Annotated in this window: 8 protein-coding genes and 1 pseudogene; 5 read left to right on the plus strand and 4 right to left on the minus strand. The window is 73.8% G+C overall.

Translation table 11 applies throughout. The annotated features are described in order from the left end of the window. Positions 1 to 196: 196 nt before the first annotated feature. Both F9B16_RS45530 and F9B16_RS45535 read right to left on the minus strand, forming a co-directional pair. Positions 197 to 1,573 carry a 6-phospho-beta-glucosidase gene (locus tag F9B16_RS45530; RefSeq protein WP_151546504.1) on the minus strand — a complete coding sequence of 459 codons (1,377 nt, stop codon included), beginning with the start codon at positions 1,571 to 1,573 and terminating at the stop codon, positions 197 to 199. After that, entirely contained in the window at positions 1,570 to 2,331 is a 762-nt protein-coding gene (locus tag F9B16_RS45535; protein WP_151546505.1) for a DeoR/GlpR family DNA-binding transcription regulator, read from the minus strand. The genes F9B16_RS45530 and F9B16_RS45535 overlap by 4 nt, the downstream gene beginning before the upstream one ends. Before the next feature lie 212 nt (positions 2,332 to 2,543). Here F9B16_RS45535 and F9B16_RS45540 point away from each other — a divergent pair, with 212 nt between their 5' ends. Further along, on the plus strand, positions 2,544 to 3,395 hold the full coding sequence (locus tag F9B16_RS45540; protein ID WP_225992520.1) for an NAD-dependent protein deacetylase: 852 nt from the start codon (positions 2,544 to 2,546) through the stop codon (positions 3,393 to 3,395). 88 nt (positions 3,396 to 3,483) lie between these two features. After that, positions 3,484 to 4,161: a hypothetical protein gene (locus F9B16_RS45545; RefSeq protein ID WP_151546507.1), complete on the plus strand. Its 678-nt coding sequence runs from the start codon at positions 3,484 to 3,486 to the stop codon at positions 4,159 to 4,161. A 27-nt stretch (positions 4,162 to 4,188) separates the two neighbouring features. Here F9B16_RS45545 and F9B16_RS45550 read toward each other — a convergent pair whose 3' ends face one another. Both F9B16_RS45550 and F9B16_RS45555 read right to left on the minus strand, forming a co-directional pair. After that, positions 4,189 to 4,668, minus strand: a complete 480-nt coding sequence (locus tag F9B16_RS45550; RefSeq protein WP_151546508.1) for a MarR family winged helix-turn-helix transcriptional regulator — start codon at positions 4,666 to 4,668, stop codon at positions 4,189 to 4,191. A gap of 80 nt (positions 4,669 to 4,748) precedes the next feature. After that, the gene (locus F9B16_RS45555) at positions 4,749 to 7,790 is read right to left on the minus strand and encodes an FAD-binding and (Fe-S)-binding domain-containing protein (protein ID WP_225992521.1); all 3,042 of its coding nucleotides are present in this window, start codon (positions 7,788 to 7,790) and stop codon (positions 4,749 to 4,751) included. A 263-nt stretch (positions 7,791 to 8,053) separates the two neighbouring features. Between F9B16_RS45555 and F9B16_RS45560 the strand changes: the two genes are divergently transcribed. The 3 genes and pseudogenes from F9B16_RS45560 to F9B16_RS51810 form a co-directional block, all read left to right on the plus strand. After that, the gene (locus F9B16_RS45560; RefSeq protein WP_225992522.1) at positions 8,054 to 9,508 is read left to right on the plus strand and encodes a hypothetical protein; all 1,455 of its coding nucleotides are present in this window, start codon (positions 8,054 to 8,056) and stop codon (positions 9,506 to 9,508) included. Between the two features lie 64 nt (positions 9,509 to 9,572). After that, the gene (locus F9B16_RS45565) at positions 9,573 to 10,013 is read left to right on the plus strand and encodes a hypothetical protein (protein WP_151546511.1); all 441 of its coding nucleotides are present in this window, start codon (positions 9,573 to 9,575) and stop codon (positions 10,011 to 10,013) included. Beyond that, positions 10,010 to 10,225: pseudogene (locus F9B16_RS51810) on the plus strand (hypothetical protein); the annotation flags it as partial. The gene F9B16_RS45565 and the pseudogene F9B16_RS51810, both read left to right, overlap by 4 nt.

Consider the following 10,225-nt stretch of genomic DNA (forward strand, 5'->3'; position numbering starts at 1 on the left):
CCCGGTCTCGCCGTCGGACGGGGCGGCGTCCGCGCCGCGGTCGCCGGCGGCCGGGGCCCCGCGCAGGGTTCCTGCTGTCATTGCGCCTCCTCACGAGGGCCGTCAGGGATGAGACCAGGATGACCGGTTGTCAGGACAAAATGGGGTGGGGTGCGGGCCGGGACGGGCGGCGGTGCCGCGGCCGGCCTGCGGCCCGTCACGTCCCGCCCGCGAACACGGCCGCGACCTCCGGGATGCGGGCGGCGTAGCCGTCCAGCAGCCGCCGGCCCACCGACACCGAGTCGACCAGCGGGTGCAGCCCGAACGCCTTGGCGGCCTCGGTCCGCGAGCCGGTCCGCGCGGCGCTGATCGTCAGCCGCTCCACGGCCTTGACCTGCTGCATCAGACCGGACTGGTGCAGGTCGGGCTGCGCGAGCGTCAGCGGGTGCACGCCCCCGGCGTCCACCAGCACCGGCACCTCGACCACGGCGTCCTCGGGCAGCGCGCGCACCGTCGTCCCGTTCCGCACGTTGAGGATCATCGTGGCGGGCTCGTTGCGGCTGATCGCGGCCATCACGCTCAGCGCGACGCCCGCGTACCCCTCGTCGACCGGGTCGACGCCGGCGTGCCCCGCCAGCTCCGTCCCGGTGGCGGCGCCCTTCATCTCGGCCATGTAGCTCGCGCTGCGGGACGCGACGGTCTCGCGCCACAGCTCCATCGCCGCGCCGCCGGACGCCGCCGCGATCCGCTCGTAGAACGCCGCCTGCTGCTTGGCGAGGAACTCGCCGCGCGTCTGCGGGGCGTCGAGCGTGGCGCGGACCGCCTCGCGGTTGAAGTAGTAGTAGTACAGGTACTCGTTCGGGATCACCCCGAGGTCGCGGAGCCACTCGCGGCCGAAGACCACGCCCTCCTCCAGCGAGCCGAGCAGCTCGTCGTCGGCGAGCAGCCGCGGCAGCACGTCCTTGCCGTCGTACAGGATGCGGCGCATCCAGCCGAGGTGGTTGAGCCCGACGTAGTCCAGCTGCACGCGGGACGGGTCGAGGCCGAGCGCCGCGGCGACCCGGGTACCGAGCCCGGACGGGGTGTCGCAGATGCCGAGCACCCGGTCGCCGAGCACCGACTGCATCGCCTCGGTGATCATGCCCGCGGGGTTGGTGAAGTTGATGACGTAGGCGTCCGGCGCGAGCGCCTTCACCCGGCGCGCGATGTCGAGCATCACCGGGATGGTGCGCAGCCCGTAGGCCAGGCCGCCCGGGCCGGTGGTCTCCTGCCCGAGCACGTCCAGGTCAAGCGCCACCCGCTCGTCGCACACCCGCCCGGCGAGCCCGCCGACGCGGATCGCGGCGAAGACGAAGTCGGCGCCTTCGAGGGCCTTGTCCAGGTCGGTGGAGGTGAACACCTTCGGCGCCGGGCCGGCCCCGCACCCGCTCTCCGCCGCGAGCGCGGCCAGCACCGCCGCCATGGCGTCGAGGCGTCCGGCGTCGGAGTCCTGCAGCCAGACCTCCTCGATGCGCGGGGTGCCGTGGTCGCGCAGCAGGGCCTGGTACACGTAGGGCACCCGGAACCCGCCGCCGCCGAGAATGGCCAGCTTCATGCGATGAACACCTTCCCGCCCGCCTGCCGGCAGAGCTCGAGAGTCTTCGGATCGGCCCCGGCCGTGGTGACGAGCGCGTCCACCTGCGCGAGGGAGCACACGCGCAGCGAGCCGGTGCCGGGGAACTTGGCCTCGGAGGCGACGAGCGCGACCCGGTCGGCGGACTCGATCATCGCCTGCTTGATCGGGGTCTCGACCTCCATGTCGTCGACCACGAGCCCGTTCGGCCGCACCCCGGTGCAGCTGAGGAACACGAGGTCGGCGCGGACCTGGCGGAGCGCGGTCTCGGTCAGCGACCCGACGAGCGTCAGGTAGTTGCGCCGGACCACGCCGCCGAGCAGGCACAGCCGGACGGCCTCGTCGTCGCGCAGCTCGTCCAGCACGGCCAGGTTCGCGGTGATCACGGTGACCGGGCGGCCGCGCAGGTGCCGGGCGAGCAGCCGGGTGCTGGTGCCGATGTCGAGCACGACGACCATGTCGTCCTCGACGAGGGCGGCGGCCCGCGCCGCCACGGCCTCCTTCTCGGCGCTGTCGTGCTCGGCCGACGCCGCGAAGGAGATCTCCGGCACCGCCGCCCGCGGGGTCAGCGCCGCGCCGCCGTAGGTGCGGACGAGCTCCCCGTTGCGGTCCAGCAGGTCCAGGTCCCGGCGGATCGTCGACTCGCTCACCTGAAGGCTCTCGGCCAGTTCCCTGACGGAGGCCGCCCCCTTCGTGCGCAGCGAGGACACGATCTGCGCGTGTCGCTTGCTCGAGGTCACGCAGGGGAACGTAGCACCCATGACCGACTTCGGTCATCACCTGGTGGAAAGTTGCTCGAACTCCGTCATGCACGCACCTGACCTGCACATATCCCGGTCAGTTCATGGCAGGAGTCAGTCAGGGCGGTCAAGACCTTTTCCGCTGCGGACCGGCGGGCGGTCACGGTCTGTCAGGACGGGCGGTCAACCGCGCCGTCGGGCACCATGGAGAGGTGACGCAGGTTGCAGAAGAACGGGTGGAAGCGGCCCCGGCGCTCGCGGTGCTGGCGGACCTGGTCGCCGACGGCGACGTGGTGGTGCTGAGCGGCGCCGGACTCTCCACCGAATCAGGCATTCCGGACTATCGCGGCGAGACCGGGCGGCGGCGTCGCGCGGAGCCGATGACCTACCAGCGCTTCACCGGGGACGCGGCGGCGCGCCGCCGGTACTGGGCGCGCAGCCACCTCGGCTGGCGGCACATCGCCGGCGCCCGGCCGAACGCGGGCCACCGCGCGGTCGCCGAGCTGCAGCGGCGCGGCCTGCTGGCCGGGATCATCACCCAGAACGTCGACGGGCTGCACCAGGCGGCGGGCGCCGACGGCGTCGTCGAACTGCACGGCGGCCTCGACCGGGTGGTGTGCCTCGGCTGCGGCGAGCGCACCCCGCGCACGCTGCTGGAGGAGCGGCTGCGCGCCGCGAACCCCGGCTGGGACGCCCGCCCCGACATGATCAACCCGGACGGCGACGCCGTGCTGTCGGACGCCGACGTCGCCTCCTTCCGGACGGTCGACTGCGCCCGCTGCGGCGGGCTGCTCAAGCCCGACGTGATCTTCTTCGGCGAGAACGTGCCGCCGGCGCGGGTCCGCGACTGCTACGCGCTCACCGAGTCCGCCGGGACGCTGCTGGTGCTCGGATCGTCGCTGACGGTGCTGTCGGGGTACCGGTTCGTCCGGCACGCGGCGCGGCACGCCGTCCCCGTGGCGATCGTCAACCGGGGCGCGACGCGCGGCGACCCGCACGCGCTGGTGACCCTGGACGCGCCGCTCGGCCCGACCCTGGAGGAGCTCGTCGCCCTGACCTCCTGACGGCTCCCCCGCCGGCCGATCGGCATGCCGGGGCGGGGTTGCGGGAAACGGCGGGTGCCTCCGGCGCCGCCCCGCTACGGTGATCATCATGGACATGGGGGCGGAGGAGATCGCGGGGCTGCTCGCGCGGATGCTGGCGGAGGGGCACGCGCTGCCCGCGTCGGCCGTCGGCGCGGAGGTCGACGTGGCGGGGACGGGCGTGCGGATCGCGATCGCCGCCCCGCAGCCGCAGGACAACGGGCTCGTCCAGCTCCCGATCGGGGTGTCGCATCCGAGCTTCGGCGGGATGTTCGCCTGGGACCAGGCCGTCGGCGTGCCGGGCGGCGACCGGCATCCGGCCGCAGACGCGCTCGACGGCTGGACGCACACGGTGTTCCCGGTGTTCGCCGCCGCCCTGCTGCCCGGCTGCGACCTCGCCGCGCACGCCACCGCGGAGCCGCTGGAAGGCGCCGACCGCAAGGCGGAGGTGTTCTACGGGCCGGTCGCCACGCGCGACTTCGGCGGCCTGACCGACGCCGACCGGACGGCCATGGCCGACCGCCCGCCGACGCGGGTCGTGATCGAGGAGCTGTTCACCGGGTACGCGCTGCCGGACCGGCCGGTGTGGGCGTTCACGTTCTGCGCGCGGCTGCCGTCCGGGCCGGTCACGGAGGTGACGCTGCTGAACGGCGAGGCGGGCTCGTCGTTCGGGCACATCGCCGGCCACCTGCCCTGGCACGGGCACGGCTCGGTCAAGTCGTGGGCGCTGGTGATGCCGCGCGGCTGAGCCGCCGCGGCCGGGCCGTCCGGCCCGTCACGTCCAGCCGAGGCGGGCCAGGTTCGTGACGGGCGGTTCGCCGCCCGCGGCGTTGAACGCGCGCAGCGCGGCGACCAGGGCGCGGCGCTGCGCGGGCGGCATCCGGGCGACGACGCCGGCGATGTCGGCGCGGCGGCGGGCGGTGACGTCGTCGACGATGCCGCGGCCCGCGGCGGTGAGCTGGATGCGCACCTCCCGGCCGCTGGCGGGGCTCGCCTGCCGGTCGACGAGGCCGGCCGCGGCCAGCCGGTCGACCATCCGCAGCGCGGTGGACGGGTTGACCTCCAGCAGCCCGGCGAGCGTGACGAGCTTCGCCGGCCCCTGCGTGGACAGCACGACCAGCAGCCGGAACTGCGGCAGGGTGACGGCGTCCTCGACGGCGGCGAGGGAGCGCGCGGAGATCGCGACGAGCAGCCGCGACGCGGTGAGCAGCGCGGAGGTGACCTCGTCGGCGCCCTCACCCGCTTGCACGGTCATGACGACTTTCTACCGCTCCGGGGCCCGGCGCCGCCAGCGCCGCCCCCGCCCGGCGCGCGGAGGGCGGGGGCGGCGGGTCCTCAGGGCCGGTCCTCGCCGTCCGGGAGCAGGTCGGCGAGGAGTTCGGCGAGGTGGCGGGGGCGGGCGTCGGTGCCCGCCTCGATCTGCGTCCGGCAGGAGAACCCGTCCGCCAGCACGGTCGTGCCGGGGTCGGCATCCTTCACGGCGGGCCACACTCCCTGCTCGGCGATCTTGGTGGAGACCTCGTAGTGGCCGTTCTCGAAGCCGAAGTTGCCGGCGAGCCCGCAGCAGCCGACGTCGAGCGTCTCGACCTCGACGCCCGCGCGGGCGAGGACGCGCTCGTCGGTGCCGAACCCCATGATCGCGTGCTGGTGGCAGTGCGGCTGGGCGATCGCGCGAACCTTCGGCCGGTCCAGCCCGGCGACCACGTCGTGGGACGCGGCGGGCGAGGTGCCGCCGGACTCCTCCTGGTGCTCGTCGAGCAGCTCGGCGAGCGTGCGGGTCTGGTCGCGCAGCCGCTTGACGTCGTCCTCGACGCGGTCGCCTTCCATCAGCTCGGGCGCGTCGGCGCGGAACACGGCGGTGCAGCTGGGCTCCAGGCCGACGACCGGGATCCCGTCGCGCAGGCGCGGCGCCAGCGCGGTGACGGTGCGGCGTAGCACGCGGGCCGCGACGCCGAGCTGGCCGGTGGAGATCCAGGTCAGGCCGCAGCACATCGGCACGGGCGGCACCTCCACCTGGTACCCCGACGCCTCCAGCACGCGGACGGCGGCCCTGGCGATGTGCGGGTGGAAGTTGTTGGTGAACGTGTCGGGCCACAGCACCACGCGGCGGCCCCCGGTCCGGGCGGGACGGCGCTTGAACCAGTCGGTGAACCGCTCGGACGCGAACCGCGGCATCTCGCGTTCGGGCGCGATGCCGCCGAGCCGCTTGACCACCCGGTCCAGGCCGGGGACGTTCAGCGCGGTGTTGGCCGCGCCGGGCGCCGCCGACGCCAGCTTCGCCCACAGCGGCAGCCAGCCCATCGTGTAGTGCGCGGGCGGGCGGATCCGGCGCGCGTAGTGATGGGAGAGGAACTCGGCCTTGTAGGTCGCCATGTCGACGTTGACGGGGCAGTCGCTGCGGCAGCCCTTGCAGGCCAGGCACAGGTCCAGCGCGTCGCGGACGTCGTCGGACCGCCAGCCGTCGGTGATGACGGCGGCGCCGCCGGGGCCGGGCACCGCAGGGTCAGGCGTCCCGTCCTGCGGCATCCCGCGCATCATCTCCATCAGGATGCGGGCGCGGCCGCGGGTGGAGTGCTCCTCCTCCCCCGTCGCCCGGTAGCTCGGGCACATCACGCCGCCCGACGAGGCGCGGCACTTGCCGATCCCGACGCAGCGGGCCGCCGCGTGGGTGAAGCGGTGCTTGTCGTCGGGGAAGGAGAAGTGCGTCTCCGGCTCGGCGGGGTCGTAGCCGAGGTGGTCGAGGTTGTCGTCGAGCCGGTAGGGGTGGACGACCTTGCCGGGGTTCATCCTCCCGCGCGGGTCGAAGATCGCCTTGAACATGCCGAACAGCCGGACGACCTCGTCGCCGAACATCAGCGGCAGCAGCTCGCCGCGGGACTGCCCGTCGCCGTGCTCGCCCGACAGCGACCCGCCGTAGTCGACGACGATGCGGGCGGCGCGCTCGATGAACCTGCGGTAGTTGCCGGTGCCCTTCTCGTCCTCCAGGTCGAACGGGATGCGGGTGTGCACGCAGCCCTGCCCGAAGTGCCCGTACAGCGACACCGGGCCGTAGCCGAACTCGTCGATGAGGGCCTGGAAGTCGCGCAGGTAGTCGCCGAGGCGCTCGGGCGGTACGGCGGAGTCCTCCCAGCCCTCGTGGGTGTCGGGGTGCCCGGGCGGGTAGGCGGTGGCGCCGAGGCCGGCCTCGCGGACCTTCCAGAGCATCTCCTCGACCTCGGGGTCGTGGACGAAGGTGCAGTGCGGCGGGTCGGGTTCGTTCTCCAGGCGCTCGATGAGGTCGCGGGCGCGCCGGTCGGCCTCGTCCTTGGTGTCGCCGCCGAACCGGACCATGAGCCAGCCGGCGCCCTCCGGCATGTCCTTCAGCACCTCGGGCCCGGCGAGCTTGTCCTGCCGGGCGAGGCCGAGGAGCGTGTCGTCCATGCCCTCGAGCGCGAGCGGCTCGGACGGCAGGACCCGCTCGACGGCGTCGCCGGCGGCGAAGATGTCGTCGTAGCCGAGCACCGCCAGCGACTCGTACGGCGGCACCGGCACCAGGCAGATCTCCGCGCGCAGCACCGTGACCAGCGTCGACTCCGACCCGACGAGGGCGCGCGCGACGTCGAAGCCCTTCTCGGGCAGCAGCGAGTCGAGGTTGTAGCCGGACACCCGGCGCGGGATGTCGGGGTAGCGGGTGCGGATCAGCTCCATGCCGTCGTCGCGGAGCGCGCGCAGCGCCCGGTAGATCTCGGCGCGGCGGCCGCCCTCGGCCTGGATCCGCTCGTACTCCTCGTCGGAGGTGGGCCCGACCCACATCCGCACGCCGTCGTAGGTCAGCACCTCCAGCCGGACCACCGAGTCGACCATCTTCCCGTACGCCTGCGCCGACGCGCCGCACGAGTTGTTGCCGATCATCCCGCCGATCGTGCAGGTGTCGTGGGTCGACGGCTTCGGCCCGACCATCAGCTTGTACTCCGAGAGCGCCTCGTTCAGGTCGTCCAGGCACGCGCCCGGCTCGACGATCGCGGTCCGCCGCTTCGGGTCGACGGAGACGAGCGCGCGGCAGTACTTGGACCAGTCGATGACGACGGCGGTGTTGCAGCACTGCCCGGCCAGGCTCGTCCCGCCGCCGCGCGACAGCATCGGGACGTCGTGCTCGGCGCAGACCGCGACCGCCTCGACGCCGGCCTCGACGGTGCGCGGCACCACCACGCCGATCGGCGGCTGCTGGTAGTTCGACGAGTCGTGCGCGTACGCGGCGCGCGATCCCGGGTCGAAGCGGACCTCGCCGTCCACCCGGCCGGCCAGGTCGCGGCGCAGCGCCGCGGTCCTCCACTCCTCGTCCGCGCCCTTCCCGGTCCCGTCCCGCTGCGCGTGCTTGCCGTGTCCCAGCTTTCCCACCTGACGCAGTCGCTCCGCCGATACAGACATGTCCGAGCGCATACCCGCGTCGCAGGTTTCAATCCGGAGCCTTCCCCCGTCCGCGCAGGCGGCGCGGACGGGGCTCGCGGCCTCCGCGATCGCGCCTGCCCGGCGCGCCTTTTGGGATAAGGTGTCGGCCGATTCGTCTGATCTTGTCGCGGGGGACGTCGTTGCAGGGTGCCCGACCAGCTGGTGATCTCACGCCCGAGCTGCTCCGATCGCCGGTCTGGCACGATCGGCAGGTGCAGGCCGCGGGCATCCCGCTCTACGACGTGCCGCTGGTCACCGTCGGCGGCGGGCTCGGCTCGTTCACGCTGGTGGACGTCCTGCGGATCCAGGGGGTCGCGGCGGGCGCGATCCGGGTGCTGTCCAGCCGGGACGCGCCCTGGCAGTCGTGGGAGTACCTGACCCGGGTGTCGCAGCTGCCGGCGGGCGAGCGGATCCGCTCCGACGCCGGCGCCCGGCCCGACAACATCTGGGGCTTCCCGTCCTACGCGCTGCACGAGGCGTGGCAGGACAAGTCGGTGAAGCTGCTGTGGCAGGTGCTGACCGAGCCGATCCTCACCGACTTCTTCAGCCCGCGCGCCGCGACGGTGTTCGAGACCGTCCGCCGCGAGGCCGACCGGATCTCCTACTGGCAGATGCTCTCCAAGGGGCAGGTCCGGATGGTGCGGCGCCGCGCAGGCGGCGGCTACTTCACCGTCCTGACACCGCCGCCGGGCGTGTCCGCGACCAAGCGGGTCGTGATGCGGTCGCAGTACGTGCACCTGGCGGTCGGCTACCCCGGCCTGAAGTTCCTGCCGGACCTGCAGCAGTTCCGCGAGACCCACAACGACTACCACCGCGTCGTCAACGCCTACGAGCCGCACGAGCACGTGTACGAGACGCTGAAGTCGCGTCCCGGCGTGGTCGTGGTGCGCGGCGCCGGGATCGTCGCGTCCCGCGTGCTGCAGCGGCTGATGGACGACCGGGAGAGGTTCGGGCTGCAGACGCAGATCGTGCACATGTTCCGCACGTTCGTCACCGGCGCGCACGGCCAGGGGATGTGGATGCGGCGCAAGGGCGGCGACGGCTGGGCCTACCAGGCGTTCACGCTGCCGAAGTCGGCGTTCGGCGGGCAGCTGAAGGCGCAGTTCCGGCGGGCCGGGCCCGAGCGGCGCGCCGCGCTGTCCAAGGCCGTCGGCGGGACGACCACGCCGCGGCTGCGCCGCTGGCAGGAGCAGATGCGGCGGGGCCGCGCGGGCGGCTGGTACCACCCGTTCCAGGCCGTCGTCGACCGGGTCGAGCCGACGCCGGACGGGCGGCTGGTGTCGCTGACCCGCAGCGACGACGGGCGCCTCGGCCGCTACACCTCCGACTTCATCATCGACTGCACCGGGCTGGAGGCCGACATGCCCGAGCACCGGGTGCTGGCCGACCTGCTGCAGTACGGCGGCGCGCGGCGCAACGGCGCGGGCCGGCTCGCGGTCGGCGAGCACTTCGAGGTGCTCGGCGCCGAGAGCGAGGGCGGGGTGCTGTACGCCTCCGGGGCCGCCGTCGCGGGCAACCACTTCCCCGCCGTCGACAGCTTCCTCGGCATGCAGACCGCGGCGCTGGACATCGCCGCCGACCTGGCCCGGCGCGGGTTCTGCTCGCGGCTCGGGCCGGTGCGGTCGACCGGCCAGTGGATCAGGTGGATGAGGGGCCGTCCGCTCTGATCCGCCGCCCTCCCCGCCCGCCTCGCCGCCCCCCGCCTCCCTCCCCCACGCAGGAGCTCGCACCGTGATCCCCACCCTCGCCGGACGCCTGCAGACGCGGATCTTCGTGCTCGCGACCGTCGGCGCGCTGCTGACCGCGCTGATCGTCCCGGTGCTGCCGGGCCGGCCGGGCTCGCTCGGCGCGGCGTACCGGGCGGCGTTCCTGATGCTCCTCGCCGTGATCGTGGTGGGGCTGGCGTGGGAGCTGCTGTACCACCTGCTGATGCAGTTCCGCTGGGACAAGGACTGGCCGACGCTCTTCGGCCTCGTCACGATCGTCCCGGAGGGCGCCGTGATGTGGGTGCTGCTGAACACCGGGCTCGTTCCCGGCGTCGGAGACCATGTGTCGGCGTCGATGTTCCTGACGATGTTCGTGTTCGTGTGGCTCGGCCAGTGGCTGTTCGTCAACGGGCCCATGCGGGTGTTCTTCGTGCAGTGGAGGCTGCGCGGCGGACGGCTGCTGTGAGCGGTGGGTCCCGGGCCTTCGCGCGGCCGCTCCCCGGCGACGGGCTGGTCGCGCACGAGGGCGAGCTGTCACTGGTGTGCGCGGCGCCCGACGCGGTGACGGCGCCGCTGGTGGACGCGCTGCTGGCCGCGTTGCAGGAGGTCGCGGAGGCGGGCGGCGACGGGGCGGAGCTGGTGCGCCGCGCCGGGCGCGCGCTGGCCGACCGGGCCGGG

It is taken from the genome of Actinomadura montaniterrae (assembly GCF_008923365.1).
GTDB lineage: Bacteria > Actinomycetota > Actinomycetes > Streptosporangiales > Streptosporangiaceae > Spirillospora > Spirillospora montaniterrae.

Excerpts from the sequence above, each read along its gene's own strand:
- F9B16_RS45530 (WP_151546504.1), bottom strand. The coding sequence starts at position 1,573 with ATGAAGCTGGCCATTCTCGGCGGCGGCGGGTTCCGGGTGCCCTACGTG.
- F9B16_RS45545 (WP_151546507.1), top strand. The coding sequence starts at position 3,484 with ATGGACATGGGGGCGGAGGAGATCGCGGGGCTGCTCGCGCGGATGCTG.
- F9B16_RS45550 (WP_151546508.1), bottom strand. The coding sequence starts at position 4,668 with ATGACCGTGCAAGCGGGTGAGGGCGCCGACGAGGTCACCTCCGCGCTG.